The organism is Vibrio comitans (assembly GCA_024346835.1).
GTDB classification, from domain to species: domain Bacteria; phylum Pseudomonadota; class Gammaproteobacteria; order Enterobacterales; family Vibrionaceae; genus Vibrio; species Vibrio comitans.
Genome location: AP024866.1, coordinates 643,566 through 659,434, shown reverse-complemented (window position 1 = coordinate 659,434; position 15,869 = coordinate 643,566). Strand labels below are relative to the sequence as shown.

Sequence of the window (15,869 nt, the reverse complement as noted above, 5' to 3'; positions counted from 1 at the left end):
AATTAATTTGCGGGCAATGTACCCTGAGCCAGTTTCGCACTCAAGAACTCAATTGCCATTTTTACTTTAGGTGAAAGGTGTCGGTTCTGCGGGTACAGCGCCCAAATTGGCTCTCGTTCACAGCGATAATCGGGTAGCAATTCTATTAGGCGGCTGCTTGCTAAATGTGACGCCACATAAAAGTCAGGAAGCTGAACCACGCCTCGCCCTTGCATCGCTGCCTCAGTGAGCACATTTCCGCTATTGCATCTAAAGCTTCCTCGCATAGTAAGATTGAGCTTCTTATTGTTTTCCAGAAAACGCCATGTCGATGAAGAGCTCAATAGGCAATCACGTTCATTCAATTGAGAAGGGTGCACAACGTCCCCATGCTCAGCAATATAGCTAGGGCTTGCGCAAACATATTGCTGGCGCTCTGATAGCTTCTTGGCGATAAGAGTGGAATCTGGAAGGTTACCAATACGAATCGCAATATCGAATTTATCGGCGATGAGGTCTAGCCTGTCGTTACTCAATTGCAAGTCCAGCTCGAGTTGCGGATAAAGCGCAACAAACTTCATCAGCAAGGGGGCAATCACCGACTCACCATAAGTAGTGGGTGCCGTGATTCTCAAACGACCAATCGGCAAAGAGTGAGTTTCGGTTACTTCCCTCTCTGCTTCTGCCAGTCCATCCAGTAGCATACGGCAATGCTCGGCATACCCTACCCCAACATCCGTCACCGACACTCTTCGTGTGGTTCGATGTACCAGTTTTACACCCAAGCGAGCCTCTAAAGCGGATAATTTACGGCTGATCTGAGCAACTGAGGTATCAAGCACCTCTGCCGCCTTAGTGAAGCTTTCACTATCAGCCACAGCAACAAATTCTTCGATACCTTCCCACTGACTCATTATTACACCTGTGTAAAAGTGATTTTCAAATAGGCTAGTTTATCATCATAAAAGAAACAATATAATCGTTCCCATAGTCTAAAGTTTTAACTAACTCTTTCGCCAATAGGAAATCACTATGACCGACCAATTTATCAAATCGCGCGCAGCTGTTGCTTGGGGACCAAACCAACCACTGACTATGGAAGAAGTGGATGTCATGTTGCCTAGAAAAGGCGAGGTTCTGGTAAAGATCATCGCAACCGGCGTATGTCATACCGACGCATTTACCCTATCGGGTGAAGACCCTGAGGGTATCTTCCCATCGATTCTAGGCCATGAAGGCGGCGGCGTTGTAGAAATGGTCGGTGAAGGCGTCACCAGTGTTTCAGTAGGCGATCATGTTATCCCTCTTTACACCGCTGAGTGTGGCGAGTGTAAGTTCTGTAAATCAGGCAAAACCAACCTATGCCAAGCGGTACGCGAAACCCAAGGTAAGGGCTTGATGCCAGATGGTACGACTCGATTTTACAAAGATGGTCAGCCTATTTATCACTATATGGGCTGCTCAACCTTCTCTGAATACACAGTACTGCCAGAGATCTCTCTTGCGAAAGTGAACAAAGACGCCCCTCTTGAAGAGGTCTGCTTGTTAGGCTGCGGCGTTACCACTGGCATGGGCGCAGTATTGAATACAGCCAAGGTAGAAAAAGGCGATAACGTGGCTATTTTTGGTCTTGGCGGTATCGGACTTTCGGCCATCATTGGCGCAAAAATGGCTGGAGCAAATCGCATCATCGGTGTTGATATCAATGAAAGTAAATTTGGATTAGCAAAACAACTTGGTGCAACTGACTGCATTAACCCGAAAGACTACGATAAACCAATCCAAGAAGTGATCGTAGAAATGACGGATGGTGGTGTTGAATACTCATTCGAATGTATCGGTAATGTCGATGTAATGCGTTCGGCTCTTGAGTGTTGTCACAAAGGCTGGGGTGAATCCGTTATCATTGGTGTGGCCGGTGCTGGACAAGAAATCTCAACTCGACCATTCCAGTTAGTCACTGGTCGTGTATGGCGCGGCAGTGCATTTGGTGGCGTTAAAGGACGCTCTGAACTGCCGGAGATTGTAGAGCGCTACATGGCAGGAGAGTTTGGCCTTCAAGAGTTTATCACCCACACTATGGGTCTTGAGGACATCAACGAAGCCTTTGACCTAATGCACCGAGGTGAAAGTATCCGAACGGTTATCCATTTCGATAAATAACAGCAGTAACAGCGGCGCTATATCCAAGATGTAGCGCCGCTTTTTTATTTTGGGAATCCTTTATGAGCATCAACAAAATCAGTGAAACTAAAGTCTTTGGTGGGTTACATCAAAGATTTACTCATCAATCTAGCTCTACGCAATGCGAGATGACCTTTGCCATCTTCTTACCCCCTCAAGCCAGCCAACAACCTGTGCCTGTGCTCTACTGGTTATCAGGGCTAACCTGCACCGACGAAAACTTTATGCAAAAAGCGGGAGCCTTTCGCAAGGCCGCTGAATTGGGCATCGCTATCGTCGCTCCCGATACAAGCCCAAGAGGCGATTCAGTACCAGATGATAGCGAGAACGCCTATGACTTCGGACTAGGTGCAGGATTTTACTTAAACGCCACCGAAACGCCTTGGAAAGAGCACTATCAGATGTACTCCTATGTGGTCGATGAACTGCCAACTTTGATTGAGTCGCAATTTCCTGTCACTCACAAGAAGGCAATTTCGGGACACAGTATGGGCGGTCATGGCGCTTTAACCATTGGCTTAAAGAATCAAGACAAATACCAATCTATCTCAGCATTTAGTCCCATTACTAACCCAACAGAATGCCCCTGGGGCATCAAGGCTTTCTCAAATTATCTGGGGAATGACCAAGCGCTATGGCAAGACTATGACGCTTGTAAGCTTCTCGCAAAGCACGGCTGTCAATTGCCTATTCTTGTTGACCAAGGTGATGCTGATGGCTTCTTAGAGGAACAGCTAAAGCCTAACCATCTCATTGATGTGGCAGCACAGCAGCAACTGGGTTTTAACCTTCGTATGCAAGCAGGTTATGACCACAGCTACTTCTTTATTTCGAGCTTTATTGATGAGCATCTAGCGTTCCATGCTAAGCATCTATAAGCCCGCAGAAACAACAAAGCCCGTCTAAATAGACGGGCTTTTCTTTATTTATAAGTCACTTACATGGTGTAAGTGTAAGGTGCTTGGATACCTAGTGGGATACCAAGAGCCCAGTAAGCTAGCAAGAAGATAGTCCAACCAATCAGCATTGCGATTGAGAATGGCATCATTAGTGAAGCTAGAGTACCGATACCTGTGTTCTTAACGTAGCGCTGACAGTAAACAACCACTAGAGGGAAGAACACCATTAGTGGAGAGATGATGTTAGATACTGAGTCACCTACGCGGTATGCAGCCTGAGAAAGCTCAGGAGAGATACCAACAGCCATCAACATTGGCACTAGGATAGGACCAATCAATGCCCACTTAGCTGATGCAGAACCTACTAGAAGGTTCACAAATGCTGTCAGTAGAATCATACCTACTACCGTAGCTTCACCAGGAAGGTTCATCGCTTTTAGGCCTTCAGCACCGTATAGCGCTAGCATAGTACCGATGTTTGATTGACCAAATGCTACTAGGAACTGAGCACAGAAGAACGACATAACCATGTATGCGCCCATTGTGTTCATAGTTTCAGACATAGATTTGATTACGTCGTTGCTGCTTGAGAACTTACCTACCACACGGCCATATACGATGCCCGGAATGATGAATAGGATGAAGATCAAAGGAACAATTGACTGCATGATAGGTGCAGAGAATGCAGTGATTTCCCCTTCAGGAGAACGCAGTGCTGAGTTCTCAGGCATGATTGCAAATACAAGTAGTGCAATACCAGCGATCATTGACCAACCAGCGTATTTGAACGCTTTCGCTTCTAGCTCAGTCATAGAACCAAGATCAGGAGCCTCTTCAGCATCTTCATCTACTTTAGTGGTCGCGTTTAGACGAGGTTCGATGATGCGCTCAGTAACAAACCAACCGATAGCAACAATTAACACTGAAGATAGGCCAGTGAAGTAGATGTTTGCTAATGGGTTAACAATGTACTCAGGGTCTAGAACGTTTGCTGCCGTCTGAGTAAAGCCAGCTAGAAGCGGGTCGATACCAGAAGGAATAAAGTTCGCAGAGAAACCACCAGATACACCTGCGAATGCAGCTGCAATACCCGCTAGAGGGTGACGACCCGCAGCGTGGAAGATGATACCACCTAGTGGAATAACCAATACGTAACCGGCATCTGCTGCTGTGTGAGACACAATAGCAACAAGGATAAGCATAGGAGTAAGAAGCTTAGCAGGCGTAAAGCTCAGCATCTTCTTTAGACCAGTAGTGATGAAGCCAGAAGAATCTGCTACACCAACACCCAACATTGCAACTAGAACGATACCTAAAGGAGCAAAGCCTGTGAAGGTCGTTACCATATTAGCGAGGAAACTCGCCATTGCTTCACCGGTTAATAGGTTTGTAATCTCAAGAGGATCACCGGTGCGTGGGTTGATTAGGTCAAACGAAACATTAGAAAGTAGGGCTGAAAATACCCAAACTATGATTAATGCCCAAAAGAATAAGATAGCTGGATCTGGGATCTTATTACCTGCTTTTTCTATCAGGTTTAAGAAGCGATCCATGCCACCTTGTTTAGGTGCTGTGTGTGCTGCTTGGTTGCTCATTAGATTACCGCTCTGTGACTTTTACAAAAATGTAAAATGCTAAAAAATTGGTATTATTTTTATTAGGGCGCACATTTTACCTAAACTAATGCGAAAAAACAGAATCTAAGTTTGCAAAATGAGGTGTCTAGCGCTTATTTTGCACTCGGTTAACAAGCGCAAAATAATCCCATTACACACACCTCTACAATTAACCCACAAACGCAACCAAGCGATCACCTAACGGATACTTTATGTATTCATATTGTTGATTATTAGACTCTGCAACATTTGACTGTAGCTGGTTAATGCGGGGTTAATGAAATGCTACCCAAGTGGATAAAACAGCAGATTCCGGCTGGCCCCATGGGTTTATCCAACTGGCGGTAACCTCTAGCTTAGTACCCAGCACTCCGAGAGATGACATCTGCTGATTACTAGAAAGAGTCATATCAAAGCCAAGTTCTTCTAGTCCTTGCCACTGCGGATCGATGCTAGAGCCTGTGATGGTCATAATGCGAACGTACTCTAAGTAGTTTTCCATATGATGGAGTACGAGCAAGGATTGCTCCGCACGCTTGGATTCTCTTTGCATGTACACACCGCCCTGAATCAAACTCAGCGACAGCATTGACACCAAAGCGACTGATATCAGTACCTCTAGTATCGAGGCACCAAGCTGTTTGCGAGAAAAATCAGAAATCACGCCAACTGCCTTTGAGCCAGTCTCGCTTGGCAAACCTGAATCTAGATGCCATTAGATGAGCTTCATTTCCCACAACCTCTATGCCTGCTTGCTGTAGCAAAACTGGCGCTGAAAGCTCGATGAGCAATCCCCCTTCAACCTTTGGGCTTCCCGTAATACTAACCTGGTAGTACTCCTCTTCAGGGTGCCAGATTGCGATGACGCCCCTTAGCGTTTGACTGCCTGAGAAGGACAAGTCACCACCAATGAACAGTAGGAAAAAAGGTTCGGCTGTTGATAAAACGGCTAATTGATCCCAGTGATAAGAGCTAATAAAACAGTGACCATTTATGGTTAAACTGCGAACGCCACTTACACTTTGTTGTATAAGCTGATCACCGCAAGTCTGTTTTGAAGTAATTACAATTTCTTTTCCCCAGCGCTGCTTTAATGAGTCAATATCATCGTACCCAAAAAAGCGTGAAATCACCGATGGTTCAATTAATACCGGCGATCCCCATACGCCCTCTGGTGGTGCTCGGTTAGAAGCAATTGCAACATCATGTTCCATCTCCCCTAACTGCATCACAGCACTGCTGGCTATGCTTCCTTGGTCAGCTTTTAGCTTAAAATGGTTCTTCGACTCTAAGGCCTCTACCGCTATGTTAGTGTCGCCATCTTTTGCACATTGCGCAGTGGGAAGTGTGTGCGAAGAGACGGTATATATTGCCAAGCAATTGATAGTGGACTCAAGTCTCCAATCAAGGTTAAGCCGCTTATGGTGCAGGTGCGCCTGCCATTTAATTGAATCCGTCAAATAGCGTGAATTATCTAAGGCAATAAACCCTAGAACAAATAGAACACCGAGCACCATAAATAGTGCATAGCCTCTATTGCGATGCATCGCCATCTAAGCCAGCTTGCACAGAAGATGTGTTGTTACGCGATGCCACATAGATAACACTACTTACAGGTGACTCTCCTTTTAGCGCAATGCTATAGCCAATACGTAACAGCATTCCTTCACCTGAAGCTTCTTTAACCTCAAAGCCCCTCATAGATAACAGCTTATCGTTTAACATCGAATAATTGATGGTGCTTAGGCAAGTCTCGAGCAGTGGCAGTTCAGAGAAGCCTGAGTCAGCGCAATATTTTAGTTTATATTGCGAGGCGTCTCGCCAGATTGAAACTCGGCGATATTCCTCTGATTCGTCCCTATAACCCCAGGAAATTTTTTCGTCTTGCACCTTAATAGCAGATGACTGTGCATGCCCTGATCGTCGAATCTCCCCTCTTAGATACGTTGCTAAGTGATGGCTGGCTATGAGCAATTGAGTGCGCTTAATCTGCTGGGACAGCAACTGTTGCTGATGCAAAAATAAGGTAGTACAAGAGATCAACAATAAGCTGGACAGGCCAAGCCCGAGGACTAGTTCAAGAAGTGATAGACCCCTTTGTACTTTTAGCATCTTGAATAGCCATAGGTAAAATGGCCCGCAGCACAGATCCTTACCCGCCCAGTAATGTCATGGTAAATCACTTTAATCTTGCTCTCTTCATCTAACCAAACACTGATATTGCCATTGCCCGATGGCCTGCCTGTCATGCCAGAAAATCGTAGCGCGGTAGCGGTTGAACTTAGATAAACATCAGAAAGTACCTGAGGGTTGATCGCTTTATTGAATACAGACGTTTGTGTGCGCACATTTGCGTCCGCATGCAGCGCGAAAAAGCTTTTACTAGGTGTTGAGTGAATATGAAGCCATAGGTCCTTTTTCATGCCATAGGCAGTATCTCGCCCGGCAATAAAAGCAGAATGAACCTGGGCTACCGCACGCTTCATCTTGAGGTTATCGAGTTGCAGTTTAAGGGGGCTTATTACCCATTGGCCAACTACTCCTAGTAACAAGCAACACACTAACACCTCGATAAGAGAATGCCCTGAAATGTTCTTAATTGTTGTGTTCATGCCCGAACACTAGTTGCCTCTACCACTGGCGTAAATCTAGCGAAAGAATCTTGGGGAGTAAGACGCAACATTTAATACTTTTCAGGTACAAAAAAGGCCAACACTAGGTTGGCCTTCATCAATCAAGCGCTAATCAGCATTTAGCTGGTTAGGTCATCAAAGAATTTTTTAACGCCGTCGAAGAAACCTTCAGACTTTGGCTTGTGCTTGTTAGCTGCTTCGCCACCGCATAATTCTTCAAACTCTTTAAGAAGTTCTTTCTGACGAGAGTTCAACTTAACAGGAGTCTCAACAACTAGCTTCACGATCAAGTCACCTTGTGGACCACCGCGAACACCTTTCACGCCCTTACTGCGCATGCGGAACATACGGCCTGTTTGCGTTTCAGCTGGAACCTTCAGGCTTACACGTCCGTCTAAGGTTGGAACTTCTACTTCGCCGCCTAGAGCCGCCATAGTAAAGCTAACTGGCACTTCACAGTACAGGTTGCTGCCGTCACGCTCAAAGATGTGGTGCTCTTTAACGTGCACTTGAACATACAGATCACCCGCAGGAGCGCCGTGCTCACCCGCTTCACCTTCGCCTGATAGACGGATGCGATCGCCCGTATCTACGCCAGCTGGGATCTTAACGTTAAGTGATTTGGTTTTATGCTTACGACCTTCACCATGACACGAGTCACAAGGGTCTTTAATGATCTTGCCCTTACCGTTACAGGTTGGACAGGTTTGCTGTACCGCAAAGAAGCCTTGGCGCATTTGAACCTGGCCATGACCATGACAAGTGCCACAAGTCTGAGCAGAAGAACCTTTCTTCGCACCCGAACCATCACACACATCACAACCCACTAATGTAGGGACTTCGATCTCCTTTGAACAACCGCGAACCGCTTCTTCAAGAGTCAGCTCCATGTTGTATCGCAGGTCGGCACCACGTTGTGCGCGCTGTTGACCACCGCGACGACCGCCGCCAAAGATATCACCAAACACATCACCGAATATGTCGCCAAAATCAGCACCACCGCCGCCACCAAAGCCGCCGCCACCCATACCACCTTGCTCAAAGGCTGCATGACCATATTGGTCATAGGCTGCGCGTTTTTGAGCATCCGTTAGGATCTCATACGCTTCTTTAACCTCTTTAAACTTCTCAGACGCGCCATCGTCACCTTGGTTGCGATCCGGGTGGAACTTCATTGCAAGGCGTTTGTATGCTTTCTTGATATCACGCTCAGAAGCGTCTCGGCTTACGCCCAGTACTTCGTAAAGATCACGTTTAGACATGTGTTTCGTCACCAAATTGTTTACTGCAAGCGGCTAAGCCGCCTAGTGTTTATATCGATATAGAGCAAGCCTAAAGCAATAAGCTTCTAGCTGTAAGACTGCTCTATAGCGACAGCTATTTTTACAAACAGACGGGCGTTTTGGTTTCCCGAAACGCCCGCATCAAAAGAAATATGCAGAAAAAGATTCTGCTAAGCTATAGTGGATAAATTCAAGGAGAAGGCGCACAGCTTACTCTCGTAAGTGAGCACCTTCGACGCAGAAGTTATCCGCTATAGCGACGAAGAATTACTTCTTGTCTTCTTTTACTTCTTCGAACTCAGCATCAACAACATCGTCGTCTTGCTTAGCTTGTTCGCCAGCGTCAGCACCTTGTGCTTGCTGTGCTTGAGCCTGCTGTTGAGCAATTTCCATTAGCTTTTGAGCTGCAGTCATTAGAGCCTGAACTTTAGCGTCGATAGCTTCTTTGTCGTCACCAGACTTAACCTCTTCTAGCTCAGTGATAGCTGCTTCGATCTTAGTTTTCTCGTCAGCTGGAAGAGCGTCACCCGCTTCTTCGATTTGCTTACGAGTACCGTGGATCATTTGGTCAGCTTGGTTACGAGTAGTCACTAACTCTTCGAACTTTTTGTCCGCTTCTTTGTTAGCTTCTGCTTCTTGTACCATTTTCTCGATATCGTCGTCGCTTAGACCACCAGATGCTTGGATAGTGATCTTCTGCTCTTTACCAGTCTGCTTGTCTTTAGCAGAAACGTGCAGGATACCATCCGCATCAAGGTCGAAAGTTACTTCGATTTGAGGCATACCACGTGGTGCAGCTTGGATACCTTCTAGGTTAAATTGACCTAGAGACTTGTTGTAAGACGCTTGCTTACGCTCACCTTGAAGAACATGGATAGTTACCGCGTTCTGGTTGTCTTCTGCTGTAGAGAAAACTTGGTTCGCTTTAGTTGGGATAGTCGTGTTCTTCTCAACTAGCTTAGTCATTACGCCACCCATAGTCTCGATACCTAGAGACAGTGGAGTTACGTCAAGTAGAAGTACGTCAGTAACGTCGCCTGCAAGTACACCACCTTGAACTGCAGCACCCATTGCTACTGCTTCGTCAGGGTTAACGTCTTTACGTGGCTCTTTACCGAAGAACTCAGTTACCTTAGCTTGAACCATAGGCATACGAGTCTGACCACCTACTAGGATTACGTCAGTGATTTCGCCTACAGATAGGTCAGCGTCTGCTAGAGCTACTTTTAGAGGCTCAAGAGAACGTTGAACTAGGTCTTCAACTAGAGATTCTAGCTTCGCACGAGTCACTTTAACGTTCATGTGCTTAGGACCAGTTGCATCAGCAGTAACGTAAGGTAGGTTTACGTCAGTTTGAGTAGTAGAAGAAAGCTCAATTTTCGCTTTTTCTGCTGCTTCTTTAACACGCTGCATTGCTAGTGGATCGTTCTTAAGATCGATACCTTGCTCTTTTTTGAACTCTTCAACCAAGTAGTTGATCATGCGAGTATCGAAGTCTTCACCACCAAGGTGAGTGTCACCGTTAGTTGCTAGTACTTCAAACGTCTTCTCGCCTTCTACTTCGTCAATCTCGATGATAGAGATATCAAAAGTACCACCACCAAGGTCGTAAACCGCGATAGTGCGATCGCCGCCTGACTTGTCTAGGCCGTATGCTAGAGCCGCAGCTGTTGGTTCGTTGATGATACGTTTAACATCAAGACCCGCAATACGACCCGCATCTTTAGTTGCTTGACGCTGTGCATCGTTGAAGTAAGCAGGAACTGTAACAACAGCGCCAGTTACTTCTTCACCAAGGAAGTCTTCTGCAGTTTTCTTCATTTTCTTAAGAACTTCAGCAGATACTTGAGGAGCAGCCATTTTTTGGCCTTTCGCTTCTACCCATGCATCACCGTTGTCAGCCTTAACAATTTTGTAAGGCATGATTTCGATATCACGCTGAACTTCTTCGTCTTCAAAACGACGACCGATTAGACGCTTGATTGCAAATAGCGTGTTTTCTGGGTTGGTTACTGCTTGACGTTTAGCAGGCTGACCAACCAAAGTCTCGCCGTCTGTGTATGCGATTACAGATGCGGTTGTGCGCTCACCTTCCGCGTTTTCGATTACGCGTGGCTTTTCACCGTCTAGAACTGAAACGCATGAGTTAGTTGTACCTAAGTCAATACCAATGATTTTACCCATCAGGCTATCTCCAAAAATTTGATTATTTTGTTTCTTTCTACCCCATAAGTGGGGATGCTTAGCTTGGTTTCAACCCCAAGCTACAAATTAGTTAGTAGCAGTTAGCTTATGTTTAATTGCTCTGCAACATAGATAGGGTCTGGATTCTTTGTTTCAAGACTTGAGCAGAAAAAAAATGAAAAAAAAGAGGCTGAAAACAGCCTCTTTGTAAAACTTAATGCTTTGGACGCTTATTTAGCAACCATAACCATCGCTGGGCGAACCACGCGACCGTTAAGCTCATAACCCTTCTGCAATACGATAGTGACTGTATTGCTTTCGTGGTCTGGGCTTTCAACCATAGATACTGCGTTGTGCAGCTCAGGGTTGAATGCTTCGCCTACAGGGTTAATTTCCACTAGGCCGTTCTTAGACACAACGTCAATGAATGACTTATGTGTCATTTCAATACCTTCAAGGAATGGCTTAACCACCTCGTTGTCAGAATCTGCTGCTTCCATCGCACGCTCTAGGTTATCGATAACTGGTAGCAACTCTTCAGCAAACTTGTTGATCGCAAACTTACGTGCTTTAGACATTTCTTGCTCTGTACGGCGACGCATGTTCTCAACTTCTGCCTTCGCACGAATAACGCTGTCGGCCTGATCTTTAAGGCGCATCTCAGTTTGAAGCAACGCTGCTTCTAGTTGAGCAACCTTAGACTCTTCCACTTCTGCGTCAGTTTCTTCGTTCCACTCGATGTCACCTTCACCACCGATCACTTCAGCTTCTTCAGTCACTTCTTCTGCAACTTGTTCAGCTTCGTTAGTCGCTTGCGCTAGTTCTTCTTCGTTAATCTTGTTTTCTTTATCGCTCATGATCTCTCCGACGCGGATACGCATATTCCTGAAAGTGCTATTATTTTGACAGAAATGCATCCACAAAAAATTAGCATCTGAATTCAACTTGCCTTTATTATGGGGATCATCGTTTCTGAATCAAGCCTAACCAATTATTTTGGGACTAAAATGAGCAAGCATTTCTCTACAATCGCTATTTTGGGTAAACCTCGCGACATCAGTGCCGTCCAGACTCATCATGAGATCTATCATTGGCTTGCTGAAAAAGACTATCGCATTCTTATTGATGACCGACTTCAAGAGTTACTGCCAGAGTTAGATGACAAGGTTTTCAGCAACCTAATGCAAATTGGCAAAGAAGCCGACTTAGCCATTGTAGTCGGTGGTGATGGCAACATGCTAGGCGCTGCTCGTGTCCTATCTAGATTTGATATATCTGTCATTGGTGTCAACAAGGGTAATCTCGGATTTTTGACTGATTTGGACCCTGATAATTTCAAAGCTCCCTTAGAAGAAGTGCTTGAAGGCAATTACCTCACAGAACAGCGTTTTCTTCTTGAAACCGAGATACATCGTCACGGGCTAGTAAAAAGCCAGAATGCGGCACTTAACGAAGCAGTACTCCACCCGGGTAAAGTGGCTAACATGATTGAGTTTGAGGTCTATATCGACAACTCTTTTGCCTTCTCACAACGCTCTGACGGTTTGATTATCTCAACACCAACCGGTTCTACCGCCTACTCTCTCTCTGGTGGTGGTCCAATCCTATCGCCAAGTTTAAACACCATTTCCTTAGTGCCTATGTTTCCTCATACGTTATCAAGCCGACCACTTGTGGTGGATGGCAATCGTCGTATAAAGCTAGTACTGGCCCCAGATAACCGCGGCACTCAAGAGGTGAGCTGTGATGGGCAGATATCACTGCCTGTAGAGCCTGGTGATGAGATACATATTTATCGTAGTAACAATGTACTGCAGTTAATCCACCCGAAAGACTACAGCTACTACCATGTACTACGCGAAAAGCTAGGATGGTCGAGTAAGCTTTTTTAAGCCATTACACAGAAAACAACAAAAAATATCAAAAATCTAATCGAGTGACTTTACTGTATGTAAAACCAGTATATACTGTTTCCATATACAGTGTTTCATTCTATGGATTTTTGTATGTTAGCTCATCTTAGTGTTAATAATTTCGCCATTGTAAAATCGCTACAAATTGAACTTCAACCAGGCATGACCACCATTACGGGTGAGACGGGTGCTGGTAAGTCTATCGCTATCGATGCCTTAGGTCTGTGCTTGGGAAGCCGCTCTGATTCGGGCATGGTTCGCCAAGGCGAAGACAAGGTAGACCTTTGCGCTAGCTTTATGATTGAGAGCAATCTCAGTGCGCAGCGCTGGCTAGAAGACAACGAACTTACCGATGGTGAGGAATGCATTTTACGTCGAGTTATTGGCAAAGATGGGCGATCTCGCGCCTTTATAAATGGCAATCCTGTCCCTGTTTCTCAGCTTAAAAGCTTAGGTCAGACGCTGGTCAGCATTCACGGACAACATGCCCACCACCAACTGTTAAAGAAAGAGTATCAACTCACCTTGCTCGATCAGTATGCTGGGCATCAAAGCTTACTCAATAATGTTCAAAAACATTATCAAGCATGGCGCCAAGCAGACAACACGCTTAAGCAAACCATTCAAAATGGTCAGCAAAATCTTGCCCAAAAGCAGTTACTGGAATACCAAATTAAAGAGCTAGATGAATTAGCCCTTCTAGAAAATGAGTTCACAGAGCTGGAAGAAGAACACAAAAAGCTATCCAATAGCGGTGAACTTCTGTCATTAACTCAACAAAGCCTTGATGTGATTAACGACAATGACGATGTCAATGCTATTGCCCTACTGCACACTGTGATACACCAAACACAGCAATTGGGCGAATTAGACAGCAGTCTTTCAAGTATTAGCGAGATGCTCAACGAAGCCTTGATCCAGATGGAAGAAGCAAGCAGTGAACTGCGTAACTACCTTGATTCCATCGATATGGACCCAATGCGTATGCAGATGGTAGAAGAGCGCTATTCTCGTGTCATGTCATTGGCTAAAAAGCACTTAGTTTTACCTGAAGACTTGTATCAGCACCATCAAGATCTCGCAAAGCAAATCGAAGCGCTTGATTGCTCAGATGAGCGTATTGAACAGCTGCAAGCTGAGGTGGACCAAGCCCTAGATAAATACTTAAAAAGCTCAGAAAAACTCAGTAAGTCGCGCAAGCGTTATGCAAAGGAGCTTAATAAACTGATCTCTGAAAGCATGCATCAGCTTAGTATGGAGAAGGCGCGCTTTGATATCAGTATCAATAATGACCCTAAATATGCCTCTCCACTAGGCACTGATGATGTCGAATACCTAGTCTCCGCAAACCCAGGCCAACCTCTACAACCATTAGGTAAAGTCGCTTCGGGTGGTGAGTTGTCACGAATATCTTTGGCCATTCAAGTTATCACTGCGCAAAAAGTAGAAACGCCTAGCCTAATCTTCGATGAAGTGGATGTAGGGATCAGTGGCCCAACAGCGGCTGTAGTTGGACAAATGCTGCGTAAATTGGGTGAGAGCACACAAATCCTTTGTGTCACTCACTTACCTCAAGTAGCCGGCAGTGGTCATCAACAGATGTTTGTCGCTAAGAAAACGAAAGCAGGTACCACTGAAACAAGAATGTTTACCCTAAGTACAGAGCAACGAGTAGAGGAATTGGCCAGACTATTGGGAGGAAGTGAAATCACCTCATCAACGCTAGCCAATGCCAAAGAGTTAATGGCAGCCTAAAGGAACTCAAGCTAAATCCAACTGTCTACAGCCATGAAAACACGGGAAATGTCATATTTTGCACAGTCAATAATAGGCAATGCCCACTCTCATGGCTGTTTCTCTATACAAGCTGGCTCAGCTTGTTTATTATCTGCCGAGTTTTATTTAGAAGTTAAAGACCTGATCATATGCAGCTTACAAAATGGTTAATCGCAGTTCCATTAGCACTAACAATGCTAACTGGCTGTGCTTTCTTAGAAAAATTGGTTTATCGAATTGATATTAGCCAAGGCAATTTTGTCGAACAATCTGCAGTAGATCAGCTTCGTGTTGGTATGTCTAAAGAGCAGGTACGCTATGTTCTTGGTTCACCTATGCTTGTAGAAAATGGCAAACCAAACAAATGGTATTACATCTACCACTTCACAAAAGGTCATAACGACCCAGAGCAAAAGAACCTGTTTGTGTTCTTTGGCAGTGACGAGCGCCTAGAACGCATCGAAGGTGACTTCAGCGCAGGCCCAGCTTTCAATCAAGCTATTCAATAACGTAGTCACAACACCAAATAAAAAGGGGAGCACATGTGCTCCCCTTCTCGTATCTGTCTAATTATTACTGAGCTGCTTTCTTGGCTGCTTGTTCAGCGCGTTTGCGTCGAATCTCTTTGGGGTCTGCCAGCAATGGTCGGTATATCTCAATGCGGTCATGATCCCGAACTGTGCCATCAAGTTTAACATTACGACTAAACACACCGACCTTATTCTGTTTAAGGTCTATCTCGGGAAACAAAGCTAATAACCCTGACTGTTCAATGATTTGTTCAACCGTCAGTTCTTTGTTTACAACCAGCGCTACCACTCTTTGATCATGAGGCAGTGCATACACCACTTCAACATGAATCATATCGGAATCAATACTCATAACACGGATACACCTGTTTCGCTCGCTGGGTAAAGGCATTGACCATGTTCGAAGTCAGCTCGTTAAATACTTTACCAAAGGCCATTTCTATCATTCGGCTAGAGAATTCAAACTCAAGCTTCAATTCGACTTTACAAGCACCCTCGTCAAGAGGTGTAAAGAACCAGCCCCCTTTAAGGTGCTTAAATGGACCATCGACCAAATTCATTTCGATAGCACGACCAATATGCAATACATTCTTAGTGGTAAAGGTTTTACTGATACCAGCCTTTGAAACATCCACAGAGGCAGTCATCTTTGTGTCATCAAAATCATGCACCTGAGAGCCAGAGCATCCAGGTAAAAATTCAGGATATCGCGCGACATCGTTGACCAAATGGAACATTTGTTCAGCGCTAAACGATACCAATGCTGAACGGGTCACCTGCGGCATAACTACTCCTCAACTACTAAATTGCTAATTTTATTGAGCTTTACCCTAAACCGAGTAAAAAGAATTTCCCTATAATAAGGCAATCCG

The 15,869-nt window shown here is 45.1% G+C and carries 16 protein-coding genes; 5 read left to right on the top strand and 11 right to left on the bottom strand.

All coding sequences use genetic code 11. The features are described from left to right. Positions 1-2: 2 nt before the first annotated feature. Positions 3-893 carry a LysR substrate-binding domain-containing protein gene (locus OCU46_RS03120; protein WP_141269536.1) on the bottom strand — a complete coding sequence of 297 codons (891 nt, stop codon included), beginning with the start codon at positions 891-893 and terminating at the stop codon, positions 3-5. Between the two features lie 118 nt (positions 894-1,011). Here OCU46_RS03120 and OCU46_RS03115 point away from each other — a divergent pair, with 118 nt between their 5' ends. Further along, positions 1,012-2,142 carry an S-(hydroxymethyl)glutathione dehydrogenase/class III alcohol dehydrogenase gene (locus OCU46_RS03115; RefSeq protein WP_141269538.1) on the top strand — a complete coding sequence of 377 codons (1,131 nt, stop codon included), beginning with the start codon at positions 1,012-1,014 and terminating at the stop codon, positions 2,140-2,142. Between the two features lie 62 nt (positions 2,143-2,204). Then, positions 2,205-3,041 (top strand): S-formylglutathione hydrolase, encoded by an 837-nt coding sequence (gene fghA, locus OCU46_RS03110; RefSeq protein WP_141269540.1) that lies wholly within the window; start codon positions 2,205-2,207, stop codon positions 3,039-3,041. Positions 3,042-3,100: 59 nt separating this feature from the next. Here the strand turns inward: fghA and OCU46_RS03105 are convergent, their stop codons facing one another. The 8 genes from OCU46_RS03105 to grpE form a co-directional block, all read right to left on the bottom strand. Next, on the bottom strand, positions 3,101-4,657 hold the full coding sequence (locus OCU46_RS03105) for an AbgT family transporter (RefSeq protein ID WP_141269542.1): 1,557 nt from the start codon (positions 4,655-4,657) through the stop codon (positions 3,101-3,103). Between the two features lie 295 nt (positions 4,658-4,952). Next, positions 4,953-5,342, bottom strand: a complete 390-nt coding sequence (locus tag OCU46_RS03100) for a type IV pilus modification PilV family protein (protein ID WP_244311343.1) — start codon at positions 5,340-5,342, stop codon at positions 4,953-4,955. Next, positions 5,332-6,231: a hypothetical protein gene (locus OCU46_RS03095; protein WP_244311344.1), complete on the bottom strand. Its 900-nt coding sequence runs from the start codon at positions 6,229-6,231 to the stop codon at positions 5,332-5,334. Before OCU46_RS03095 ends, OCU46_RS03100 begins: the two co-directional genes overlap by 11 nt. Beyond that, positions 6,212-6,790: a hypothetical protein gene (locus tag OCU46_RS03090; RefSeq protein ID WP_141269544.1), complete on the bottom strand. Its 579-nt coding sequence runs from the start codon at positions 6,788-6,790 to the stop codon at positions 6,212-6,214. Before OCU46_RS03090 ends, OCU46_RS03095 begins: the two co-directional genes overlap by 20 nt. Next, positions 6,784-7,290: a pilus assembly FimT family protein gene (locus OCU46_RS03085; RefSeq protein WP_141269546.1), complete on the bottom strand. Its 507-nt coding sequence runs from the start codon at positions 7,288-7,290 to the stop codon at positions 6,784-6,786. Before OCU46_RS03085 ends, OCU46_RS03090 begins: the two co-directional genes overlap by 7 nt. Positions 7,291-7,430: 140 nt before the next feature. Further along, positions 7,431-8,573 carry a molecular chaperone DnaJ gene (gene dnaJ / locus OCU46_RS03080; protein WP_141269547.1) on the bottom strand — a complete coding sequence of 381 codons (1,143 nt, stop codon included), beginning with the start codon at positions 8,571-8,573 and terminating at the stop codon, positions 7,431-7,433. A 288-nt stretch (positions 8,574-8,861) separates the two neighbouring features. Beyond that, positions 8,862-10,778: a molecular chaperone DnaK gene (dnaK, locus tag OCU46_RS03075; protein ID WP_141269549.1), complete on the bottom strand. Its 1,917-nt coding sequence runs from the start codon at positions 10,776-10,778 to the stop codon at positions 8,862-8,864. A 230-nt stretch (positions 10,779-11,008) separates the two neighbouring features. After that, positions 11,009-11,635: a nucleotide exchange factor GrpE gene (grpE, locus tag OCU46_RS03070; RefSeq protein WP_141269551.1), complete on the bottom strand. Its 627-nt coding sequence runs from the start codon at positions 11,633-11,635 to the stop codon at positions 11,009-11,011. A 150-nt stretch (positions 11,636-11,785) separates the two neighbouring features. Here grpE and nadK point away from each other — a divergent pair, with 150 nt between their 5' ends. The 3 genes from nadK to OCU46_RS03055 all read left to right on the top strand — a co-directional run bounded on the left by nadK (position 11,786) and on the right by OCU46_RS03055 (position 14,976). Continuing rightward, complete coding sequence (gene nadK, locus OCU46_RS03065; RefSeq protein WP_141269553.1) at positions 11,786-12,670, top strand: NAD(+) kinase; 885 nt, start codon at positions 11,786-11,788, stop codon at positions 12,668-12,670. Between the two features lie 114 nt (positions 12,671-12,784). After that, positions 12,785-14,446 (top strand): DNA repair protein RecN, encoded by a 1,662-nt coding sequence (gene recN / locus OCU46_RS03060; RefSeq protein WP_141269555.1) that lies wholly within the window; start codon positions 12,785-12,787, stop codon positions 14,444-14,446. Between the two features lie 170 nt (positions 14,447-14,616). After that, on the top strand, positions 14,617-14,976 hold the full coding sequence (locus OCU46_RS03055) for an outer membrane protein assembly factor BamE (protein WP_141269557.1): 360 nt from the start codon (positions 14,617-14,619) through the stop codon (positions 14,974-14,976). 64 nt (positions 14,977-15,040) lie between these two features. Here the strand turns inward: OCU46_RS03055 and OCU46_RS03050 are convergent, their stop codons facing one another. Both OCU46_RS03050 and OCU46_RS03045 read right to left on the bottom strand, forming a co-directional pair. After that, positions 15,041-15,349 (bottom strand): RnfH family protein, encoded by a 309-nt coding sequence (locus OCU46_RS03050; protein ID WP_141269559.1) that lies wholly within the window; start codon positions 15,347-15,349, stop codon positions 15,041-15,043. Beyond that, the gene (locus OCU46_RS03045; RefSeq protein WP_141269561.1) at positions 15,339-15,782 is read right to left on the bottom strand and encodes an SRPBCC family protein; all 444 of its coding nucleotides are present in this window, start codon (positions 15,780-15,782) and stop codon (positions 15,339-15,341) included. The genes OCU46_RS03050 and OCU46_RS03045 overlap by 11 nt, the downstream gene beginning before the upstream one ends. Between the last annotated feature and the right edge of the window lie 87 nt (positions 15,783-15,869).